Here is a 22,567-nt window from a genome sequence, read left to right on the forward strand (position 1 = left end):
TCCAGGAACACGTCCGGCTTCCATTCCATCTGCTCGGTCTGGTGCGGCTCGAACAGGTAGAGCTGCGGCGCGCCGAGCACCTTCTGGCCCGGATTGTGGCCCCAGGCCTGGGCGATCATCCGGCACTCGATGGCGAACTGGGTCGTGGCCATGTGGTCGGTGTTGTAGGGGTCCCACTTGGAGTGGCTCAGCATGAAGGACGGCTGGACTTCGCGGATCACGTCGACCATGCGGTCCTTGGCGTCCCGGTCCAGGTTGAGCGGATAGTCGCCCAGGTCGAAGAAGCGGATGTCGGAAGCGCCAAGGGCGGCTGCCGCGTTTTCGGCTTCCTTGCGCCGTTCGGTCTTGACCTTTTCCAGGGTCATGCCTTCCTGCTTCCACAGCTTCGCGCTCTCGCCGCGCTCGCCATAGGACAGGCACACCACCGTCACGTCGTAGCCGCGCTCCTCGTGCAGCGCGATCGCGCCGCCGCAACGCCACACGAAATCCGCCGAATGCGCACTGATAACCAATGCCGTTTTCTTGTCGGACATGGTCAATCCCTTTCTTCTGGTTCTCCAACCGGCAACGCGCCGTGGGTATGGAAACTCTCGATTGTCTTCAGGCCCAGGGCCTGGCCGCTCTTCCGGTCGGGCGACAAGTCGGCCAGCCGGACCAACGGCGTCACATTGTCAGACGGAACGAACGTTCCGTGCACTCTCCCCGACCGCTTCAACGTGTCCGCAGCCGGCAACGTAAAAGCAGGGCTCTATCTTTCAGACTTTCACATGATCCGCGCCGGACTTTTGCCCGTCCTGGACCTAGTTGATCATCGTGTTTGGCAGGATGAGCGAGATCTGCGGGAAAGCCACCAACAGCGCCAGCGTCGCCAGCATGGCGAGCCAGAACGGCATCACCCCTCTGAAAATCGTGCCGAGCGGAACGTTTTTCGCCACCGACTTCACGATGAACACGTTGACGCCTACGGGGGGAGAAATCAGCCCCATTTCCAGAGTGAGGACAACCAGCACACCGAACCAGATCGGATCTATGCCCAGCTGGGTGATCACGGGGAAGAAGACGGGCATGCTGAGCACCAGCATGGCAAGGCCTTCCAGGAAACACCCGAGCACCATGTAGCAGGCCAGGATCAGGATGAGCGTACCGATTGCGGGCAGATGCAGCCCGCCGAGCAGGTCGCCGATCGCCTGGGGGATGTGGCTCAGCGCCAGAAACTGGTTGATCATGTAGGCCGAGATCAGGATCAGCATCACGGTTGCAGTCGTCACCACGGAATCGCGCGTGGCATTCCACAGCCGACCCAAGGTCAGGGTTCGGGAAAAGGCTCCGTAGATGATCACCAGCCCGGCGCCGACGGCAGCCGCCTCCACGGGTGAAAACAGACCGCCGTAAATTCCGCCGATGGTCAGGAGGATGACGGTGAGGATCGGCATTGCCCCTATAAGGGCCTTCGCCTTTTGCGACATGCTCGTCTTCGGGCCCGCAGGCCCCATGCGCGGATTGATCCAGCACAGCACGGAGACCGTAAGGACGAACATTGTCAGCAGCAACAGGCCCGGAAGGACGCCGGCCAGGAACAGGCGTCCGATGGATTCCTGCGCCAGAATGGCATAGATCACGAAACCGGCCGACGGCGGGATCAGGATGCCGAGTGTTCCACCGGCAGCCACGACACCTGTCGACAGCTTCGGATCATAATTGAAGCGGTCCATTTCGCCGAGCGACACCTTGCCCATGGTGAGCGCCGAGGCGACGGAAGATCCGGACAGGGCCGCGAAGCCGCCGCAGCCGATCACTGTTGCTGAGGCGAGCCCACCCCGGACCGAGCCGATAATGGCATAAGCCGCGTCATAGAGACGTCGGCTCATGCCGGTTTCGGTCGCCACGTTGCCCATCAGAATGAACAGCGGCACCACCACCAGCTCAGCCGAGGATGCAACGGTGAAACTGCTGGACGCCAGGGAACTGAGCGCCGATTTCGCGCTGTCGAGAACTGCAATTCCGGCCAGGCTCACGGCAAACATGGCAAAGGCCACAGGCACACGCAAAGCCATCAGGACGAGAAGAACGGCCATGCCGATCAGGCCGATAACGGACGCACTCATAAAACTTCTTCCCGCTCCTGCATATGGCGGATCGGCTTACCGCTGACCGCGATCCCGAACCCTCGGATCAACATTCCGAGCGCGGTGATGAGAGACATCGCCACGACGGCGTACTGAAACCACGCCTTGGGCAGATAGATGATATTGGTCGCGAGATTGAGCATCCGCGAAAGGGCTGCGGATTCCCAGACCGTCCAGGCAATCGCGCAGAAGATCACCGCGCCGAGCAAGGGCGCCAGAACATCTCCGATCCACAATGCACGCGTCGGCAACAGCCGCTCGAACACATCGACGGATACATGCCCGCCAACCTTGTCGCACAGCGCCATGCCCCCGAACACGACGAGTACCATGGCCATCTGGCTGATGTCCTGCGAGCCGACCAAAGGCGCGCCGAAATACCGGCCGATGACATCGATCAGAATGACAAGCACCTCGGTGAGAAGACCGAGTGTACCGACAAGTGCGGACAGGCTGATCAGCCTGTCCGCCCAACGTGTCAAAAACGCGTACACGGCGTTTTTTACTCCCCGCGCATCGTCTTGAGGACGATCTCCGCGTTCCGGCTCTTCACGATGTTGTCCGTGACCGGAAGGGTGATCTCACCGAAAGCAGCGGTTTCGTCGTCCGAAAGCTCGATCACGGTGTTGTCACCAGCAGACTTCAGGGACTCGATCACCTGCAGGGCGCGTGCGTTCCAGCCATCCTCGGCACTCTTGGAGAGCTTCCGACCGCTGTTGTCCTTGATCGCCTTCTGGAATTCCGGGGACAGGCCGTCGAAACGGTCCTTGTTCATCACCAGATAGAAGGAGATGCGGCCAAGCGGGGCACCGATGGTGTAGCTGTTGGCCACTTCGTCGAGCTTGAAATCGCCAACGGCGCTTGCGCCGGTCACGAGGCCGTCAATCAGGCCGGTCTGAAGCGAGTTGTAAAGTTCACCGGCCGGCATCTGCACCGGCGTAGCGCCCAGGGCCTCGATGACGGCAGCTGCGGCTGCACCGGACACACGAATTTTCAAACCCTTGAGATCTTCCGGCTTGCGGATATCCCGGTCCTTCATGATGAAGATGTTCGGCTCGGACAGCCACAGAGCCAGCGGAACGGTGCCCGGGAACTCGCGGTCCAGCAGACCGGCATCATAGGCGTTCCAGATCGCATCGTAGCCGGTTTCGCCCGGCTTCAACACGCCCGGCAGTTCCGAAATCATGGTGTTGGGGAACTGGGACGAGGTGTACCCCTCCAGGCCCCAGGTGATGTCGGCAACGCCCTGAACGGCGCGGACATACTGCTCCAGCGGCCCCTTGCCGAGCGCACCGCCCGGATAGACATCGATGGTCAGACCGCCGTTGGTATCGGCTTCCACGCCGTTCTTGAGCGGCTCTACCGTCGATTTGGTCAGGGTGTGCGCGGGCGGCACCCAGTGCGCCAGCTTGAGTGTTTCAGCCTTTGCCGGCACGGCCGCAGCCATCATAGCCATGCCACCGGCGGCCGCGGCGCACATCAGAATGCGGCGCAGGGATCGATTGAACATTTGGTAACCTCCCGTTACGTCAGACACAGGACAGCCCCTTCCATGGACGGTCCGGATACGGGGAGATTACGCTAAAAACAGCCGAATGACGAATTGATTTTAAGTGAATGTCATAAGTACTGGTTATTAATAATCCACTTAGCGGCGACCACCACCAGCAAATTGGAATTACGAGATACTCAAAAATCTCTGCATGAGTTCTTCATATGCAATTGTTTTATTTGGCTTTCAAATTTCAAATGGAATTTTTCCTCTGCAAAGTCCCTCAAATTCGGGACAGGCCAGCCAAAAGAAATAACTAATCACTAAAGAATGGTGCCGCGGATTTCTCCGCAGCACCTTTTCTCATTCGAATGGAAACCGGACCTGGGGCCGGCTCCCATACAAGGGTAAGACTTACTTGCTGCCTTTGGTACGCCAGCTGTCGGCGTAGTTCTCGCGCGCTTCACTGGCATAAGGCGTCGGAGCGACACGCACGCGGATTTCCGCCTGCTTGTGCGGTTCCGTCGACGTCTTGCCGGTGGTTTCCGGCTCGCCCCAGATCATGGTCAGAACATCGCCTTCCTCAACGCTGGCATCGACGACACCGAGCGACAACAGGCAGCGCTCATTGAACGAGTAACCGTTGAACATGGACATACCGACCATCTTGTCGCCGTGCATGACCATGTCCGCGCTGGTGGACGCGTAGTTCGGCTGCGGGAAGTCGATCCACTTGTAAGGCGTCCCCTGCTCGAAGCTGGAGGCGATGACCTTGAGCACATCTTCCCGGTTCCATTCGAAGGTGACCTTCTTGCGGTTGGTCTGCTCCTTCATCTTGGTCAGGGCCGCCTTGCCGATGAAGTCGTCCTTCTTCCAGCCGATGTAGAAGTCATAACCAAGCTCGAACGGGTTGACGTAGTAGTCTTCGATGTTGTCGGACACGAAGGACCCGCCGATGGCGCCGGCTGCCTCGTAGGAATCCGCACCAAGCCACTGGCGGTATTCGGCCAGCATGCCGTCCCCGGTGTAGATGCCCGGCAGCGGCGACGGAATCCAGCCGGATTCCAGGGTGTTGGTCGAATAGGCGCGGCTACCGCAAAGCACCAGATTGACACCGGCATCCCGCGCCGCCTGCAGGATCGTCGCGTGGATATACGCCTTGTCCTCATAAGGACCCCAGATTTCCAGGCCCGGCGCGCCGGACATGCCATGACGAAGCGCCTGAACCTTCTTGGAACCGACGTTGATCCAGTCGACGTGGAAGAACTTGATGTCCGGCACGGGACCGCCGTTCATCTTTTCAAAGATCTTCGGCGCATCGGGGCCCTGGATCTGATAGCGGTAATGGGTACGCAGCACGCGCTCGCCGTCCGGACGGGAGGGAGAGCGGGGATCGTGCTTGATGCGGACATTCCACTTGCCATAGGCAGCACAGAACATCAGCCAGTTCGAGGTCGGCGCGCGGCCGACGAGAATGAACTTGTCTTCACGCTCGCGGAAAATGATGTGATCGCCGATCACGTGTCCGTTCGGGGTCACCGGCACGAAGTGCTTGGCGCGGTTGAGGTTGAAGTTTCCGAACGCGTTGATGCCATGATAGGCGAGGAAATCCTCGGCCTGAGGACCTTCGACAATCAGTTCATCCATGTGATGGGTCTGATCGAAAAGGACGGCCGATTCGCGCCAGGCCCGCTGCTCGTCACGCCAGTTGCTGAATTCCGGCGCCACGACCGGGTATACATACATCCCGATCTTCGAATTGCGGAGCAGGTTCACGGCACCGCCGCTTTGAGACAAAACGGCTTCCAAGCTGGATACAGACATACTTCTTCCTCCCTAGGACAGAAACTAGATGTATACATTCCTTATCAAAATACGCGCTGAATGCCAGAAAAATTTTCAGAATGTATGCTTTTCCGCTTCGAGTGGAACTTCAGACCCCATCTCAGTCCGCCCGACGGGGCAGGTCCGGGTCAGGTCTTGATAAGGGCCAGACTTGCCATTTGCTGAACCATTCCGGCCTTTTCCTTCATGACATATTCCAGGTCACGCCGGGCGGTACGGGCGTGTTCGCGAGCCAGTGCCTCGGCCCGCGCCCCTTCCCGGTTCCTGATCGCCGAAATCATTTCGCGATGTTGGGCCTGGGCGAGTTCGAGCGAGCCCCGACGGCTTTCCATCTGCATCTTGTCCGGCAGAAAGGCAGAGGGAGATGCGAAAGGCAGACGAACGACCCGCTCCAGTTCGCGCTGGATGATCTTGCTGCCGGAGAGACCTGCGAGCGCTTCGTGAAATTCGGCGTTCAGCTTGGAATAACAGTCGAAATCGACATCGCCGTCATCCTTGAAACAGTCATCGATCCCGTTGACGATCTCGGTGATCCGGGTCAGATCCTCAGCCCCGACACCGCGCTCCGCAGCCAATCGTGCGACCGTGCCTTCAAGGACCCCGCGCAACTCGATGGCATCGATCACATCGTCCAGGCCGAATTCCCGCACAACGAAGCCCGCGCTTTTCGCCCTTTCCAGCAGGCCTTCCTCCGCCAGCCGAGACATCGCTTCGCGGACCGGTGTTCGGGAAATATTGAGCATTTCGGCCAGGGGAACTTCGAACAATCGCTCCCCTCCCTTGAATTCCCCGCTCAGGATCCGTTGCCGAAGTTCCGTCAAAGCCCGGATTGTGTGGCTACTACCCCCTGTATCCGCCATTCCCTTACTGCTACTCCCTTTTTCCCATGCTGATGACAATTCGCGCCAAGTATACATAACATGTGGCGCTTGGGTGAGATTAGTCTCAATTTCCACGATCGGAGTGCATTCGTTGCGGGCTGAGGGCCGATACCTGCATCCCTGATTTGATCGTAAACCGTCGTGTTGTTTGATAAATGTCACGAAGGGCTGGCATTAGGTCTCTTAAGTTGGCCAAACAGCATTGGAGGTTTTCATGTCTGGTCGCGGATTTGTTCTTGGGGCCGCTGCCGCTGCAGCGGGCCTGTTGCTGGTTCCAGGCGTCGCTGCGGCCGTGGCACGTGCCGGGCGGCCGGTCGTGCGTGCTGCGATGAAGACCGGCGCAACCGCCTTTGACGAATTCCGCAAGGCCGGAGCCGAGGCTTACGAGCATTTCGAGGATATGGCTGCCGAAGTGCGCGCCGAAATGGGCGGAGCCGCCGATGAGGCGGGCACTGCCGAAGATACCGCCCAAGCGGATACGGCACCGGGACCGGAACGTGCCTGAGACGGCCGCCTCCCCCTTTCCCGTTTATATCGCCCATGCCACAGACGGGCGGGCCCGGTTGCGCGCTGTCGGAAAACCGTCGGAAGGCGCCTGGCATGCCGCGCTCGATGCCCTGGCCGTTGTCCCGGGCATCACCCGGACCCTTGCGCGCCCAAATACCGGCAGCCTGATCATCGAGGCGGATCTCGCCGAAGACGCCCTTCGCACCCTTCTGGAGACAGCGGACTGTCTGAAACTCAAACAAAAGCCGCCCGTCCCTCCCCTCGGCATGGCCCTGCAGCTTGGCGTTCTGCAAACTGACGAACAGGTCCGCAAGCGGACCTTCGGGCAGCTCAACCTGCACACGGCCCTCGGCGCGCTTCTTCTGGTAGCAGCGCTGGTCCAGTTGGGGCGCGGGCGCGTCTTCGGACCGACCGCCACACTTCTGGTCAATGCGCTGGCGCTTCTGGAGACCGGGTCAAGGCCACGCTAGCCTAAAGCGCTACCGGCCTGTCCCAGGGAAGATCCATGTCGCTCCGGCCGAAATGGCCATAGCGGGAGAGCATCCGGTAGAACCCGTCCCCGGAAGACGACGGCAGCGTCCAAAGGCCCAGTTGCTCGACGATTGCCCCCACCCGGAAATCGCATTTTTCGGCAAGCAGCGCCGAAATTTCGGGTTCCGGTTTCATCGCGGTGTCGAAACAGTCGATCTCGATGCTGGCGGGCCCCCGTTCGCCGGGAACGTAGGAAAGCTGCACCTCGCATTCGCGCGCAAGACCGGCGGCAACCACGCTGACGGCAGCCTGACGGGCCGCATAGGCGGCGATCCGGTCGATGCGCGAGGGATCCTTGCCGCTCAAGGCCGAACCGCTCTGGCGGGCATAACCGCCGTAAAAATCGCTGGTCGTCTTGCGCCCGGTGAGCCCCGCATGGGCTTTCGGACCGCCCTTTCCCGGCACCGGATGAACCGAAAAGCGGATATCCCTTGCCGGTTCGAGCCCCCTTGCGGCCATGACCGGGTCAACAATTGCCTTTCGAAGCTTCGCAGCCAGTTCGTCTTCGGTCGCGCGCTCCTCGCCGCATGTGAAAACACCGAGCGCGATGCCGGTGATGTCCATTGGTTTCCGGTTCGCGAACCGGACCGCGACCTGCGCCTGGGCATCGGCGGCCAGCCAGGAAGAAAAGCCCGCCTTTGCCGTGCGTTCCAGCTCCAGGCTGATGTCACGGGCGCAGATGATCGGCAAAGGCATGCGCTCCGGCGTCTGGTCGCAGGCAAAACCGAAAGCCGTCGTCATCCGGGTGGCGACAGCATCGCCCCCATCGACCGGCCCCACCAGCTCCGGCGTTTCCACCAGATCCAGAATGACCGTCGTCGGAGACTCGCCCGCCATCTGGACATACCCTTCTTCCGCCAGGACGCGCCGTGCGACGCTTGCGGGATCAAAGGTCAACGGCGCCCCGTGGCGTACAGACAGAAACACGACGCCGCTTGCGAGCGCGCATTCGGCGACACAACCCACAGCAGGGCCGCTTGTCAGGCAGGCATCGACAATCGCATCGCTGATCTGATCGGACAACTTGTCCGGATGGGCTGCGGTGACGGCCTCCGACATCAAAACAAAATCACGCATTTGGCGGGTCCTCCGGATCCAGATGCAATTGAATGCTGCGGCGCGCGAGCACGGTTGCCAATGGAATGGCCGCAGCCCCGAGCGAGAGAGCCATGTCCGACGCGCGCAGGGGCGCAATGCCGAGCAGACGGCGCAGAAAGGGAACGAAGAACGGCAGGGCTCCCAGCGCTGAGGATCCAAGCAGCGCCAGGTCCAGCGTCCGGTTCTCCAGCAGCTTTTCGGGATGCAGTTTCTTCGGATCGGTCCGCTGGCAGACGAGTGTATAAAGCAGTTGCGCCTGCGACAGGGTCAGGAAGGTCATGCCTCGGGTTTCAGGCCCCGGACCGTAGCGGGCCAGCCCGACCAGATGGGACAAAAGGGCGGAAACCGCGATGACCCCACTATCCTGGGCCATGCGGGCAAAATCCCGCTCGGGCACGATATGCTCGCCCGCCATCCGCGGCGGGCGGTCCATCACGTCCGGATCCGGGTCGGCGAGAGCAAGGCCGAGACCGGGAAAGACGTCGGTGACCAGATTGATCCACAAGAGTTCCATCGGCGTTTCGAGTTCCCCCGGTCCGTGCAGGGCCTCCAGGATTGAAACCGCGATTTCCGACATGTTGGTGGTTACCAGATATTCCAGCGAGCGGCGGATGTTCCGGTAAATCGCCCTGCCTTGAGCGATCGCCTCGACAAGGGTTTCCAGATTGTCGTCGCGGATGACGACATTGGCAACATCCCGGGCGAGTTCGGTCCCGCTCTCGCCCATGGCAATGCCGATATTTGCCGCCGCCAGAGCCGGTGCGTCATTGACCCCGTCTCCGGTCATGGCCACGATCCGGCCGCTGGCCTGGAGCGCCTTGACGATGGCGAGTTTCTGATGGCTGGCAACGCGGGCAAACACATGCGTGTCCTGGGCAAGGCCCGCCAGCAGATCCGGCGACAGATCTGCAATCGATGTCGAGTCGATGACCCGAAGCGCGCCGCCGCCGCTCAATTCGACTTCGTCCGCCACGGCCGCGGCCGTGGCGGCCTGATCGCCGGTGATCAGCACGGGACGGATCCCGGCGCGGCGGATCTTCCGGATGAGCGCCTTCGCCCCCGGCCGCACCGGATCGACCATGGCCAGCATACCGACGAACTCCAAACCCTGCGGGTCCGCATCCGGATTGTCGGTATGTCCCCGAGCGAAAGCGAGAACGCGGGCCGGACGGGCGGCAAGACGCTCGTTGAGTTCGATGATCCGTTTTCTGTCCGAGGCCTCAAGCGGCACCGAGCCTTCGACCGTCACAAGCCGGTTGCAGCGGTTCAGGACATCCTCAGGGGATCCTTTCAAGGTCAGAAGCAGACGGTCATCGCCCGGCTCCTCATGAAGCGTCGCCATCCAGGGCCGGCCGGGCTTACGTTCGATCGTCGCTTTTCGCGGATAGTGCTGCCGCAATTGGCCGGCGTCGAGACCTTGCGATAGCGCGAACCCCAGGATGGCATGTTCCGTCTGGGACGAGCCGTTCGCAGCGCCGTCCTCGACCGAAGCGTCGTTGTTGAGCACAGCCAGCGCCGCGAGCACGTCAAGGTCCGCTTTACGATCGAGAGGCACTTCCTCGCCTCCGGCGACCGCGGTTACCACCTCCATCCGGTTCTGGGTGAGCGTGCCGGTCTTGTCGAGGCACAGTACCTGCAAGGCGCCCATGCTTTCCACTGCGCTCAACTGGCGGATCAGGATCCCCCTGCGCTGCATCCGGCCCAGGCCGAGCGAAAGGGTCGTCGTCGCCACCATCGGCAGGCCTTCGGGAACGGCGGCGACCGCAAGTGCCAGCGCATCCTTCAGGATCATCGACGCGGAGTAGCCGCGCAGGATCCCGATGCCGGCAAAGACGCCGCAAGCCGCAAGGCTGGCGATCGCGAGCTTGCTTCCGAGACGGTCGAGTTCGGCTTCCACAGGCGCCTGGGGACGCGTTGCGGTGGACGACAGGCGCTGCAGGCGTGCAGCTTCCGTGTCACCGGCAGTCGCAACCACGACCGCCCTCCCCCGGCCTTCCGCCACGATGGTGCCGGCATAAAGCATGGTCGACCGGTCGCCGATCGGCGTATCGCGCAAAAGCCGGTCCGTATCGGACTTCGCCACGGGCATGCTCTCACCGGTCAGGGCGGATTCGTCCACCATGAGGCCATCGACCGAAACAAGCCGGGCGTCGGCAGGCACCAGGCTCCCCGCCGAGACCAGAACCACATCGCCGGAAACCAGCCGGCTGGATGGCAGGTTCAGGACCGCGCCGTCCCGCAGGACACGAACCGGATGCTCGCTTTGGCCTGTCAGCGCGTGGATCCTGCGCTCCGCCTGACCTTCGGTCACGTATCCCAGCACTCCGTTGAGCGCGACAACGGACAGCGTGGCGACCGCATCGGCCACGCCTCCGGTTGCAAAGGAAACCGCAGCCGATCCGACGAGCATCATCACCGGCAGGCCCTCGAACTGCTTGGCAAAGAGCGCCAGATTGGACGGGCCGGCTTCGTGCGGCAGGACGTTCGGGCCGAAGCGTTTCAGCCGGGCCGACGCTTCGCGGCTGTCGAGGCCCCTGGTTTCGTCGCTCCCGAACGTCCCGATGACCTCACCGGCTGGCCGACAATGCCAAGCCGGCACGTCGCGCGCCGCCGTGCGAACGCGCCGCCTCGCCGGTCTTTTACCCGCTTCTTTTCGTTCCCTTGGCGGGGATGCAGCAGCATGTTGCGCAGGGTCGTCGATCAGGCTCAGAAGACCGGAGATCTGTTTGCGGATATCCTCTGCGTCAATCTTCGGATCGTGGGTGACAATCAGGCTGCCGGTCATGCTGCGTGCGTTGACGCTCCTGATTCCGGAGAGGCCGCGGACATGTGTCACCAGATTTCTTACCCGCTCCGGCCTGTTCAGAATCCGGGGAACTTTCAGGCGTAGACGGCCCGGCACGGCAGAATGAACGATTTCCGGCATCATGGTATCAAGCGTCACGGGCAGCCCTTCGCGGTCGCGCCAGCTTATCGCATTTTCACTGCAGATATTTGACAAGGCTCAAGCGCGGAATGCAAAAGCGCAGTCGGATCAGTGTATTGGGAGCAACCGTCGAAAACAGGCACTTCCGCTTGCACTTTCGGCGGCACCAATTCCCTTTTGGATGATTTCGTGCAGGTATCGGCAATGACTGGATTCAGGGCTTCGCCGAAGCTATCACGGATAAATGTTGGATCCGGATCCGCACAAGACGTCACAATCCACGCCAACGACCAAAAGAGTTAATTTTGTCTTGCTCAAGAGGCATAACCAAAACTACCTTTCCGCTAGGTGCACGGGCATACAATCGAAATCATTGCTTCGTTGTAGGAGGCGGTTTCGAGGAGAACGACTTCGATGAGCAAAGAAAATAACGATGCATTGACAGACGCATTCAATGCCGACGCCTACTGGGCAACAACTAACTCCAACGTGGAGCAGCAACTCGCGGACCTTCTGGAAGAAGCCCGCAAATACAGTGTCGACCCATTCGTCCGGTCCATCTGCGGTCAGTTGTTCGACCATCCACAGCCGGAAACACTTGTTGGCTGGCAGGCTGAGTTGCTGATAGAAGCGGTCAGCGAGCTCGTATACTGTGCCAGGTCCCAGCAGGAATCCCATTCGTGACGACCGTTATGGCAGATGATTTTGTAGTCCGTTTTGACCTCGATGACATCCTTCGCGGCGGTGCCGATGATACGGCACGCGCGCTCCTTGACACATGGCGCACCAACGGCGGGCGCATCTGCGAGGAAATAGCAGGATTTACCGATCAGCTCGTGATCCTGGACGGACAGCCGCAGAAGACGGATTCGCCGCAGGTGCTCTTCCACGGCGTCAATTCGCTGCTCAAGCGAAATCTGGGCAACACCCCGGTGACGGACAGTCCGCAGATCAAGCGAAACGATTTTTCCGCGGACTACCGTCGCATGTGCGCTGAGGCCTATTTCGATACGGCATCGGACATGCAGCCGATCTTCGATCTCGTCCGGGTGTCCCGGCCGATGATTTCAGGCGACTATCAGCAGCAGACCTATCACCGGCTGCTTCTGCCGGTGTTCACCGATCAGGGCGCCCGTTTCACGCTTTGCTATTCGCTGGATCTGGAGCCACCCCGATATCCAGTGGCGAGTTCGCGACAATCGCTACTCCCTGAGGCGGGCACAGCAGGAAGCATAAATCTGAATATGCCCTGTTTTCCGGCGCTGCATCCCAGATAAAACCGCTTGGCCAAACGGTCGGAAACCCCCAGCGGAACGGCAGGCCCTTGGCTGCGTGGTGACGGGCCATCCAGCCATAGATGTTGGCCGGACGCCATTCCAGGTAACATCCGAGAATGCACAGACGCACCAGATAGGCCGCGACATCGGATCCCGCCAGGGCAGGATCCACGGAGGTGTCGCCGATATAGGCAAACGGCCCGGTCAGTCCTGCCGCGAACGGAACGGAAGTCGGCGCCAGGCGGGCCTGCCCGCCTCCTTCGGCCCTGTAATTCCGGTACCAGAACCGCTGAATGTAGTCCCGCAGGTCCCAACCGGCCACGTCGTCATAACGATTGGCGGTGGTACAGACTGTCCGGCCGGTTTCATCGTGCCCGGTCACGCCGAAAAAGCGGCTCGGCGGCAGCGTGTTCATATCATCGCGAAAATATTCGCCGACGACCCGTTTCTTGGATTCGGCGACCGCCGCGGTGTAACTGGGGACAGTGTCATGCCAGCGAAGCTCGGCGACACCGAGCTCCATCAGTTTGCCGCAGAGTGCAATCACGGATCTGGACAGGTCCAGGGAATTCAACCCTCCCCTCTCCGTTTCGGCAGCGGCAATCCTGATATTCCATGCTTTGAGATCTTGGATAGTCATCATTTTCTCCATGCGGACAGATGCGCTGATACGCATCTCTGCCCCCCGTCCGCATCGTTCCCACCGCAAATCCGATCATCCGCAGCGGTCAATTTCCGGCCGGGAAGCGATTGGAATTACCCTCGCTTTCGAACCGCATGACCTGCGCCCAGGAACCGAAACAGATTTACCAGCCTGTGCTGTCACACGTTCTGATATGAGAGTCCCAACAGCACACAACTGAGGGATTCGTATAATGACCGCCTCTGTACAAAACGCACTGTCCGCACTCGGCAAGCTCCAGGACGGCCTTCAGGAACTCGGCCATGAACGCCTGAACGCCGTGGCGGATGTCGTTGGGAAATGCCTGCGCTCCCTGGCGTCTCAGGTGGAATTCTACGAAAGCGCAAAGGCCCCTCTGCGCAGTGTCATTGTCGACCGCGACGGTCAGGAAACGCAGCAGGTCACAGGCATGCGAATGGAAGCGATCCATCTCAAGGGCACGGACCATGTGGTCTACGGCAAACCGGAGGCCATCGCTGCCTTGCGCGCGTTGCTTCCCGAGGCAAGCACCGGCGATGACAGTTGGGAAGTCTATTTCTGAGCCGACGCTGGCGGTAGCCGGAAAGATCCTAACGCCGCTCTGGCGCCGGCGGCGGATTGTCGATGAACTGCCGGGCAGCGGCGGCTTGCCGGGGGTCGGCTTTTTCCATTAGCGTGTAAGCCCGTTCGGCCAGCTCGGGCTTGCCGCCGCGGACACCGGCCTGGATGGCCAAACGCAAGGCCTGCTGATCGTCCGGCAGGGCCGTCAAAATGAACTCCGCGTGCGGCAGCATGGCCTCGAACCGTCCTGCCAGCTGCAGGGAAACCAGCAGGGACAGACGGGCATTCAGGGAATGGGGCACCTGATCGACCGCCGCCTGATGCAGGACGATCGCCCGATCGAACGCCCCTGCCATGGCCAGCGTACGCCCGGCTTCCAGGTAGAGGCCTTCATTCTCCGCCGACATGCAGGCGCCTTGGAGCTTTTCGATCAGCCTGACGGCGGCCTGTCCGGCTTCTGCCGACGCAATCGTGTCAAGCGCCAGTTCACAGTCGGCCAGTGCCCTGCCGAGTTCGGCCTGCACCGCCTCCGCATTCGCCGCGCTTCGCCCCTGCAGCAAGTCGCGTACATCCCGAACCGGCAAGGCTTCGAAACGTCCCTCGCCGCCGCCGGCGGCAATTCCGGCAAGCCGGCCGTTCGGATCGACAAGCGCCCCGCCGCTCACGCCCGGCTGCATGAAGCTTGTGACCTGAAGGCGCCCGAGATCCGCCGCCGGTTCGGGCGGCAAAAGCAGCATACCCGGCTGAAAAACCCGGATCTGCCGTTGCCCGATATCCGCACCGACCGCGTAAAGGGCTGCGTTCACGTCGCCGTCCTCGTCCGGGTTCAACACAAGCCCGTCTTCGGGAAGACCTTCGACTTCGATCAATGCAAGATCGCCCCTGTAGGCAGACGGCTCCACCGTGCCTTTCAGAGGACCATTTGGCGTGAACACCGTCGCCTCGGTGCGGTCAGCGATCACGTGGCGGCTGGTCACCAGAAGTTGTTTGCCGATGCGAACAGCGCTTGCCAGCGGATCGAAGCTTTCCACCGGGAAAACGGCCTGCCGTGTCCGGCACACCGCCTCCGCATAGGGACAGTCGGGCGTTCCGGTGGCCGAGTTTGCCGCCTTTCGAGATGCGTCAGAGGTATCACCAAAGGACAGACTGGCCCTGGCCTCCTGCCCGGCGCGCACATAGACGACTTCGGCTGTGTCGCCCGGACGGACGAGCGACAGCGTGCTGACAACATCGCGCGGATGACGGACGGCGCGGCCGGCGACGGCGACAAGCAGGTCGCCGACCTGAAGCCCCGCCTTTGCCGCCGGTCCGTCGGAAAGCGAGGTAATCTTGACACCCGCGCGGATCGCAAGCTCCGAACGGGACGGCAGTTCGAGCCCCCAGCCCGCCGACACATAGTCGACCCGGCCATCGTCATCGAGGTCTTCGACCACGCGTTTGAGCAAATCCGCCGAGACGGCGAAATTGACGCCGATATTGGTGTCGCCAGCCGAGGCGAATATCGCCGACATCATGCCGACAAGACGGCCGTCCGCGTCCACCAGTGCGCCGCCGGAACTGCCCGGATTGGCCGCGGCATCGGTCTGGATGAAATCCTCGACGGGATTGAACCCGGCATTGGCGACATGACGGGCAGAGACCACGCCGCAGGTCACCGACAGATCGAGGCCATAGGCATTGGAAACGATACAGACCGGCTCGGCGAGAGACGGCGCCGGCGCGAGGTCGAATATGGGCAGGTCCGCCTTCACCTCGAGCAGCGCGACATCCGATGCCGTATCGAAAGCCCTCAGCCTTGCCGGCAGGATCCGCCCGTCGAACAGGCGCACATCGATCCGCGGTTCAGGCATCCGGGTGGCCGGTTCCACCACATGGTAGGCCGTGGCAATCAGACCGTCCGGACCGACGACAACGCCGGAGCCCTCAGGCGCCTTGCCCGCAGGCGTTCCTGCTCCGCCCTGCGGCTTTCCGGGCCAGAGCGGCAAGACCGAGACGACCGACTGCAGCGTCTTTTCCGGAAAGGCCTCCGCCTGCCGGGTTTCCACCGGCAGCAAAACGAGGACCATCAGAACAGCCACCAGAGACTGGCGCAAACGGCTCGGCGGCAATGGCGGACGCATCAGTCGGGCTCCGTATTCGGTCAGTCGGCCAGAGTATCGACGCATCAACATAGAGCAGGAACGCTATCCGGACAAAGCCAAGGAAACCTTCTTCTGGACGAAGCGGCTGCTGGTGATAAGCTCTGATCGACCGGGAGGAGGTCCATGCGTCTTTCGACATGCCTTGTTTTTCTGTTGCTTGGTCTCGGCCTGGCGAAAGCCGCCACAGCAGGGGACAAGCCAAGGCCGTTTGCTGCCTTCGACATGGCCGGCCCCTCGATCCTGAACGATCCGTTTGACCTGGCCTTCGGGCCCGACGGGCGGCTCTATGTCGCCGACAAGCGCGGCGACAGGATCGCGGTCCTCGATCCCGAAACGCTCACCCTCGTCGAATCCGTTGCGTCCGGACAGCTGCCCGACGTCCATGACATTTCTTTTAGCCGGAACGGCGCCGCTGCGGTTGCGGCGACCGGCCTTGGTGCGGTGCTGATCTTCGATCGGCTGGAAGGCGACAGACCGCAGGCCTTCGACTTCCTGCCCGCCTCCAGCACGGAAGGGGTCCTGGCCCATTCCAATGGCAGGATCTACGCCACCACAGGAACGACCGGACGCCTGGTCGCCTTTCAGGATGGCGAGGAAATCGGCTCGGTCGGCGGCCTGTTCGGAACCCATGACGTGGCCGAAGCCCCGGATGGCAACATCTGGGTCGCCTGCACCCGCAGCCGGCGACTGGTCAAGTTCAGCCCGGACCTGAAGGAACTCCAGGTCCTGGATCAGCCGAAATTCGGCTTCCTTGCGCCCCGTTATCTCGATATCGACGCCCTGGGCCGTCTTGTTGTCGCCGACAGCGATGCGCAGCGGGTTCTTCTGATCGATCCGGACGGGCAGGACGGCGGCACCCTTCTGGGGGTCTTGGGCGATGGATCTCCCGGGGCCGGAGCGAACAAGTTCGCCAATCCGGAAGGCGTCGCGATCCGCGGCAATGACTATTATATTTCCGATTCCGGCAACAACCGCATCGTCCGCTACACGGTCGTCACGAATTAGGACTATCCTTGGAAGAACCCGTTTCCCCCCCGGACAATTCAGCCCCTCCCAGAATGCCGCCGGTTTTCCTGCTGGTCTTTCTGCAGGCGGTCGTATCGGCCGCAAGCCTCGTCGTCGAGATCGTGGCCGGCCGTATGCTTGCCCCTTACGTCGGCATGTCTCTTTACACCTGGACCTCGATCATCGCCGTGGTGCTGGCCGGGTTTTCGGCCGGCCACTGGGCCGGTGGGCGACTTGCCGAAAGACCCGCGGCCACCGGCCTTATGGCGACCGGGTTTGGGCTGGCAGGGGCGGCCCTGACCACGGCCGCCGCCGTTTTCCTGCTGCGCTGGAGCGCGGAACCGGTCATTAACGCGCTGACGGCTCCCATCGCCTCGATCACCGCGATTTCCATGATCGTCTTTTTCCTGCCGTCGTTTTTCGCCGGCATCCCGGCACCGGTTCTTGCCCGTATCGCTGTGGATGCGGACCGTGCAAAGGCCGGGCGGGCCCTCGGTGCGATGTTCGCGGCCGGTGCCCTCGGCGCCATCGCCGGAACGCTGCTGGCCGGTTTCGTCTTCATCTCGTTCCTCGGCACCATTGGCACCCTGGCGGTCGTCACCGCCACCTACGTCCTTTGCGCAGCGCTCCTGCTTGGCCTGGCACGCCGGAAAACCCCGGCGATCGTTCCGGCCGCCATTGTCCTTGGCGCGGCCCTGATCTTGGCCGGATCCGGTTTGGCCGCGGAAAACCCATGCAAACGGGAAAGCAACTATTTCTGCATTCGGGTCGTGGATGTCTATCCGGAGGCGAAAACGCCGGTCAGGCTGATGGTGCTTGACCATCTCGCCCACGGAATTTCGGCGCGCGACTTTCCTGAGGTCATGTTCACGCCGCATGCCTCCATGCTGGAACTGATTGCCAGAACCCGCATGGAGGACCGGCCGTATTCCGCGTTCTTTATCGGTGGCGGCACCTATTCGATCCCCCGGGCCTGGGGACCGAAGCCACAGGTTAAGGTCACGGTGGCCGAGATCGATCCGGCGGTGACCGAAATGGCGGAAAAGTATTTCTGGTTCGATCCCGCAGTTGCCCGGATTTTCCACGAGGACGCCAGGCGCGCGCTTGCCTCCCGTCCCGACACATACGACGTGGTAATCGGCGACGCCTTTACCGACATCACCGTACCGCAGCATCTGGTCACAAAGGAGTTCTTCGAACTGGTCAGAAGCCGTCTCACCGACGACGGCGTTTACCTGATGAATGTTATCGATCATGCAGACCGGCTGCAGGCAATGGCCTCGATCGCGGCGACGCTGAAATCTGTGTTTCCGGAAGTGGAAATCTGGGTGCAGAACACCGGCCAGCCGCTGGAGGGGCGTCTGGTCTTCATTCTGGCCGCCGGTAACTCCCTTTCCAAGACATCCAGGCTGGAGGGGCTCGACCCGGAGCCTTATGTGGCCGGGCGGCTCACGCAGGATACGGTGCAGCGACTGATCACGAACGAGAACGCGTTGATCCTGACGGACGACTACGCTCCAATCGATCGGCTTATGGCACTGCGGGAGTAAAATGGCGGCAGGAATGCGCCCGTCACCGCATGGACAACGTCACTTCACTCCTGGCAAAATACGTATACATACTAATCACTTATCAATTTCAAATTGCATATTTCCCCGGCACAGCGCCCAAAATCGGGTCAAACCGACGAACAATGGCGCGTTCTACCTTGCTGCGTCGCAATATTTGCGCTACCGGGAAACGAACATCGCTCCTTGTGCAGCCTCGACCCCGTTCAAGCCGCCCTCCCGCTGGCTCTGCCCGGACGTAGATCTGCATGCCGGGGCGGTCCCAGTTCATTCATTTTCAGGAGTTGACCATGATCGGCAAAAAAGTTCCGAACGTGACCTTCCGCACCCGCGTGCGTGACGAATCCATCGAAGGCCCGAACCCGTTCCGCTGGGAAGACAAGACCACCGACGATTATTTCGCCGGCAAGCGCGTCGTCCTCTTCTCCTTACCCGGAGCCTTCACCCCGACCTGCTCCACCTACCAGCTGCCGGATTTCGAAAAGCTCTATGACGAGTTCAAGGCGGAAGGCATCGACGAGATCTACTGCGTCTCCGTCAACGACGCTTTCGTCATGAACGCCTGGGCCAAGGCACAGGGCGTGGACAAGGTGAAGGTCATTCCGGACGGCTCCGGCGAGTTCACCCGCAAGATGGGCATGCTGGTCGCCAAGGACAACCTCGGCTTCGGCATGCGCTCCTGGCGCTACGGTGCCGTGATCAACAACGGCGTCATCGAAATGTGGTTCGAGGAAGAAGGCTTCTCCGACAACTGCGAGAGCGACCCCTACGGTGTTTCCTCTCCGCAGAACATCCTGGAAAACCTGAAGGCCGCCGCTTCCACCGCAGCCGCCTGAGCCTTCGGCAAAGCCTGAAAAAAATCAAAGCCCCGGAGCTTAATCGCTCCGGGGCTTTTTGTTTGCTGTTCGCTTATCGGGTCTAACGCGACCTACCGGCCGTCGCGGGCCTTTTCGTCATCTGCACGCAATTCCAGCCACATGGCATTGAGAATGGCGAGGCAGCAGGCCAGCGGCATGCCGAGGAACCAGGCGAAGTACCACATGTCGTTTCTCCTCAATACGCCGTGTCGTTGTCGCGTTCGATGGTGGCTTCGTCGACCTTGCCCCACAGGACCTTGTAGACCCAGGCGGTATAGGCCAGAACAAGGGGCAGGAAGATGATGGTCACCACCAGCATGTTGAACAGGGTCTGATGGCTCGAGGCGGCGTCCCAGACGGTCAGGCTGGCATCCGGCTGCACCGAACTGGGCAGCAGGAAGGGGAACATTGAGACACCGACGGTCGAAATGATGCCGAAGACCGCGATCTTGGAGCAGGCGAAGGTCAGCATCTCCAGCCGGGTCTGCAGCCCGATCAGCGCACCGACCGTTCCCAGGAACCCGAGAACAGGCGCGAGCATCATCCAGGGGTAGGTCGAATAGTTCGCCATCCAGGCCGGACCTTCGATCACCGCCTTCTTCATAAGCGGATTGGCGGGCATGTTGGGGTCGATCTCCGACGTGATCCGGTAGCCCTGGACGTAGCCGGAATAGACCAGATAACCGCCGAGAGCGAAGAGCACCAGGGCGGCGATTGCGGCAATCGAGCCGTAGCGGCGTCCCCTGACGGCAACGATGCCGTCGGTTTTCAGCCCCAGCCAGGCTCCGCCGTGCATGACCAGCATGGCGACCGACAGAAGGCCGCACAGAAGCGAGAACGGCGTGAACAACCCGAAGAAGGAGCCTTCGTAGGTCATCCTCAGGTCCCGGTCGAGGGTGAAGGGCACGCCTTCCAGGACGTTGCCGACCGCCACGCCGAAGACCAGCGCCGGCACGAAGGAGCCGACGAACAACGCCCAGTCCCAGCCGTTGCGCCAGGACGGGTCCGGCCGCTTGGAGCGGTACTTGAACGACACGGGACGCAGGATCATCGCCGCAAGCACAATGAACATTGCCAGGTAGAAGCCGGAAAAGCTGATGGCGTAAAGCGGCGGCCAGGCGGCGAAGATCGCACCGCCACCAAGAATGAACCAGACCTGATTGCCCTCCCAGGTCGCGCCGATGGAGTTGATCGCCACGCGGCGCTCGATATCGGTGTGACCAACAAAAGGAAGCAGGGTTCCGACCCCCATGTCGAAGCCGTCCGTCACGGCAAAGCCGATCAGCAGAACGCCCAGAAGCAGCCACCAGATCAGCTTCAACGTCGAATAGTCGATCAATTCATGAAGGATCATTGGTCTACTCCGCTGCGATAAAGGACATGCCGCCGGTTCGGACCGGCGTTGCATCCGGCTCGCCACCGTCATCGGGTCCCTTCCGGATGTATTTGAGCATCAGGGCGACCTCAATCACCAGAAGCGTGCTGTAGAGAGCGACAAAGCCGGCCAAAGTCATCAGGACTTCAGGCACGGAGAGACTGGAAACGGCGGCGTGCGTGGGAAGCATGCCCTCAATGATCCAGGGCTGACGACCGTATTCGGCGACGAGCCACCCCATCTCGCAGGCGATCCAGGGCAGCGGGATCGACAGGACCGCAACATGCAGCAGCCACCGCCCCTTGAAGCGCAGGCCCTCCACCTTGCCCGTGGACGCCAGGAAGAAGAACACCCCGGTCAGCGGGATAAAGAAGAAGCCGCAGGCGACCATGATCCGGAAGCCGTAGAACATCGGCCAGATGTTCGGCACGGCGGACCAGGCGGCCGCATCGATCTCCTCGTTGGTCGCGTTGGGTAGATCCTTGGCAAACGGCATCAGCAGATAGGCATAGCCGAGGTTATGCTGGTTGCTGACGAAGTCGTTGCGCACCGATTGGTCGACCGTCTGCCCCGCATCGTCCGCCTCCCGGATCTTCTGCAGGGCTTGCCATGCAATGATGCCCTGGCGGATCCGGTCCTTTGACCTTTCCACCAGTTCCTTGATACCGGGGATTTCACGGGTCAGCGACCGGGTGGCGATCAATCCCATGACATAAGGCACCTCGATGGCGAAACTGTTGTCTCGAGCTTCCATGTCGGGAAAAGCGATGATGTTGAAGGACGCCGGAGCGGGCTCCGTTTCCCACATGGCCTCGATGGTCGCCAACTTCATCTTCTGGTTCAAGTTCGCCTCGTAACCGCTTTCGTCGCCAAGGACGACCACGGACAAGGCCGAGGCGAAGCCGAAGGCGGAGGCGACGGCAATCGATCGCCGTGCGATCTCGATATGCCTGCCCTTCAGCAGATACCAGGCGGAAATGCCGACAACGAACAGCGAGGCGGTCACATAGCCCGCCGAAACCGTATGCACGAACTTGGCCTGGGCCACCGGATTGAACAGCACGTCGTAGAAGCTGGTCACTTCCATGCGCATCGTTTCGGGATTGAATTCGCTGCCGACCGGATGCTGCATCCAGCCGTTGGCGATCAGGATCCAGAGTGCCGACAGGTTGGTGCCCATGGCGACCGCCCAGGTGGCGGCCAGATGCTGGCGCTTCGACAGCTTGTCCCAGCCAAAGAAGAACAGCCCGACGAAGGTCGCCTCCAGGAAGAAGGCCATCAGCCCTTCGATGGCCAGCGGCGCTCCAAAGACATCACCAACATACTGGCTGAAATAGCTCCAGTTCATGCCGAACTGGAACTCCATGGTCAGGCCGGTCGCAACCCCCAGCACGAAGTTGATGCCGAACAGGGTCCCCCAGAACTTGACCATGCGCTTCCAGACTTCGCGCCCGGTCATGACGTAGACCGTTTCCATGGTCGCAAGCAGGATGGAAAGACCTATGGTCAACGGCACGAACAGGAAGTGGTAGAGCGCCGTCATCGCAAACTGCAGCCTGGACAGGCTGACAACATCAAGTTCCATCGCGACACCTCTGGTTTGGCCGAACCGGAATTCCGAATCTGGCAACAGAAGATCATACTGGGGTCAGTTTGCAAAATTTTCGTGTACCGACCGCAGCCGGACCGCTTCCTTCCGAAAACACGGAGTTGAGC

20 protein-coding genes are annotated in these 22,567 nt (G+C 61.2%); 7 read left to right on the plus strand and 13 right to left on the minus strand.

All coding sequences use genetic code 11. The features are described from left to right. The 6 genes from ACN0SO_RS17825 to ACN0SO_RS17850 all read right to left on the minus strand — a co-directional run. Nucleotides 1–533 (minus strand): PIG-L deacetylase family protein (locus ACN0SO_RS17825; RefSeq protein WP_417680069.1); only part of this gene is annotated, 533 nt, incomplete at its 3' end. Nucleotides 534–800: 267 nt separating this feature from the next. Then, nucleotides 801–2,105, minus strand: coding sequence for a TRAP transporter large permease (locus tag ACN0SO_RS17830; RefSeq protein WP_417680070.1), 1,305 nt, complete (start codon nt 2,103–2,105; stop codon nt 801–803). Further along, complete coding sequence (locus ACN0SO_RS17835) at nt 2,102–2,620, minus strand: TRAP transporter small permease (protein ID WP_417680071.1); 519 nt, start codon at nt 2,618–2,620, stop codon at nt 2,102–2,104. Before ACN0SO_RS17835 ends, ACN0SO_RS17830 begins: the two co-directional genes overlap by 4 nt. An 8-nt stretch (nt 2,621–2,628) precedes the next feature. After that, nucleotides 2,629–3,636 (minus strand): TRAP transporter substrate-binding protein, encoded by a 1,008-nt coding sequence (locus ACN0SO_RS17840; protein ID WP_417680072.1) that lies wholly within the window; start codon nt 3,634–3,636, stop codon nt 2,629–2,631. 396 nt (nt 3,637–4,032) lie between these two features. Beyond that, nucleotides 4,033–5,442 (minus strand): vanillate/3-O-methylgallate O-demethylase, encoded by a 1,410-nt coding sequence (gene ligM / locus ACN0SO_RS17845; protein WP_417680073.1) that lies wholly within the window; start codon nt 5,440–5,442, stop codon nt 4,033–4,035. 149 nt (nt 5,443–5,591) lie between these two features. Next, nucleotides 5,592–6,380 carry a GntR family transcriptional regulator gene (locus ACN0SO_RS17850; protein WP_417680074.1) on the minus strand — a complete coding sequence of 263 codons (789 nt, stop codon included), beginning with the start codon at nt 6,378–6,380 and terminating at the stop codon, nt 5,592–5,594. Between the two features lie 178 nt (nt 6,381–6,558). Between ACN0SO_RS17850 and ACN0SO_RS17855 the strand changes: the two genes are divergently transcribed. Then, a complete protein-coding gene (locus ACN0SO_RS17855; protein ID WP_417680075.1) occupies nt 6,559–6,849 on the plus strand; it encodes a DUF5132 domain-containing protein in 291 nt (96 codons plus the stop codon). Further along, nucleotides 6,842–7,321: a hypothetical protein gene (locus ACN0SO_RS17860; protein ID WP_417680076.1), complete on the plus strand. Its 480-nt coding sequence runs from the start codon at nt 6,842–6,844 to the stop codon at nt 7,319–7,321. Before ACN0SO_RS17855 ends, ACN0SO_RS17860 begins: the two co-directional genes overlap by 8 nt. Nucleotide 7,322: 1 nt before the next feature. Here the strand turns inward: ACN0SO_RS17860 and ACN0SO_RS17865 are convergent, their stop codons facing one another. Together ACN0SO_RS17865 and ACN0SO_RS17870 are read right to left on the minus strand one after the other, a co-directional pair. Beyond that, complete coding sequence (locus ACN0SO_RS17865; protein ID WP_417680077.1) at nt 7,323–8,459, minus strand: methionine adenosyltransferase domain-containing protein; 1,137 nt, start codon at nt 8,457–8,459, stop codon at nt 7,323–7,325. Continuing rightward, on the minus strand, nt 8,452–11,424 hold the full coding sequence (locus ACN0SO_RS17870; RefSeq protein WP_417680078.1) for an HAD-IC family P-type ATPase: 2,973 nt from the start codon (nt 11,422–11,424) through the stop codon (nt 8,452–8,454). Before ACN0SO_RS17870 ends, ACN0SO_RS17865 begins: the two co-directional genes overlap by 8 nt. A 396-nt stretch (nt 11,425–11,820) precedes the next feature. Between ACN0SO_RS17870 and ACN0SO_RS17875 the strand changes: the two genes are divergently transcribed. Then, nucleotides 11,821–12,090, plus strand: a complete 270-nt coding sequence (locus ACN0SO_RS17875; protein WP_417680079.1) for a hypothetical protein — start codon at nt 11,821–11,823, stop codon at nt 12,088–12,090. A gap of 453 nt (nt 12,091–12,543) precedes the next feature. Here ACN0SO_RS17875 and ACN0SO_RS17880 read toward each other — a convergent pair whose 3' ends face one another. Continuing rightward, nucleotides 12,544–13,323, minus strand: a complete 780-nt coding sequence (locus ACN0SO_RS17880; RefSeq protein WP_417680080.1) for a hypothetical protein — start codon at nt 13,321–13,323, stop codon at nt 12,544–12,546. A gap of 235 nt (nt 13,324–13,558) precedes the next feature. On the opposite strand from ACN0SO_RS17880, the gene ACN0SO_RS17885 reads away from it, so the two are divergent. After that, nucleotides 13,559–13,906, plus strand: coding sequence for a hypothetical protein (locus tag ACN0SO_RS17885; protein WP_417680081.1), 348 nt, complete (start codon nt 13,559–13,561; stop codon nt 13,904–13,906). A 28-nt stretch (nt 13,907–13,934) separates the two neighbouring features. Here the strand turns inward: ACN0SO_RS17885 and ACN0SO_RS17890 are convergent, their stop codons facing one another. Further along, nucleotides 13,935–16,025 carry a trypsin-like peptidase domain-containing protein gene (locus tag ACN0SO_RS17890; protein ID WP_417680082.1) on the minus strand — a complete coding sequence of 697 codons (2,091 nt, stop codon included), beginning with the start codon at nt 16,023–16,025 and terminating at the stop codon, nt 13,935–13,937. A 144-nt stretch (nt 16,026–16,169) separates the two neighbouring features. Here ACN0SO_RS17890 and ACN0SO_RS17895 point away from each other — a divergent pair, with 144 nt between their 5' ends. From ACN0SO_RS17895 to ACN0SO_RS17905, 3 genes are all read left to right on the plus strand, one after another. Then, nucleotides 16,170–17,051: an NHL repeat-containing protein gene (locus tag ACN0SO_RS17895; protein WP_417680083.1), complete on the plus strand. Its 882-nt coding sequence runs from the start codon at nt 16,170–16,172 to the stop codon at nt 17,049–17,051. 53 nt (nt 17,052–17,104) lie between these two features. Continuing rightward, complete coding sequence (locus ACN0SO_RS17900) at nt 17,105–18,601, plus strand: fused MFS/spermidine synthase (protein WP_417680084.1); 1,497 nt, start codon at nt 17,105–17,107, stop codon at nt 18,599–18,601. Nucleotides 18,602–18,909: 308 nt separating this feature from the next. Beyond that, the gene (locus tag ACN0SO_RS17905; protein WP_417680085.1) at nt 18,910–19,455 is read left to right on the plus strand and encodes a peroxiredoxin; all 546 of its coding nucleotides are present in this window, start codon (nt 18,910–18,912) and stop codon (nt 19,453–19,455) included. Nucleotides 19,456–19,547: 92 nt separating this feature from the next. Here ACN0SO_RS17905 and cydX read toward each other — a convergent pair whose 3' ends face one another. From cydX to ACN0SO_RS17920, 3 genes are read right to left on the minus strand one after another with little or no spacing between them, the layout of a single operon-like run. Continuing rightward, a complete protein-coding gene (gene cydX, locus ACN0SO_RS17910) occupies nt 19,548–19,661 on the minus strand; it encodes a cytochrome bd-I oxidase subunit CydX (protein WP_417680086.1) in 114 nt (37 codons plus the stop codon). A gap of 11 nt (nt 19,662–19,672) precedes the next feature. Then, nucleotides 19,673–20,830, minus strand: a complete 1,158-nt coding sequence (cydB, locus tag ACN0SO_RS17915; RefSeq protein ID WP_417680087.1) for a cytochrome d ubiquinol oxidase subunit II — start codon at nt 20,828–20,830, stop codon at nt 19,673–19,675. Between the two features lie 4 nt (nt 20,831–20,834). After that, the gene (locus ACN0SO_RS17920) at nt 20,835–22,436 is read right to left on the minus strand and encodes a cytochrome ubiquinol oxidase subunit I (RefSeq protein ID WP_417680088.1); all 1,602 of its coding nucleotides are present in this window, start codon (nt 22,434–22,436) and stop codon (nt 20,835–20,837) included. Nucleotides 22,437–22,567: the final 131 nt, after the last annotated feature.

The organism is Roseibium sp., from assembly GCF_048260565.1.
GTDB lineage: Bacteria > Pseudomonadota > Alphaproteobacteria > Rhizobiales > Stappiaceae > Roseibium.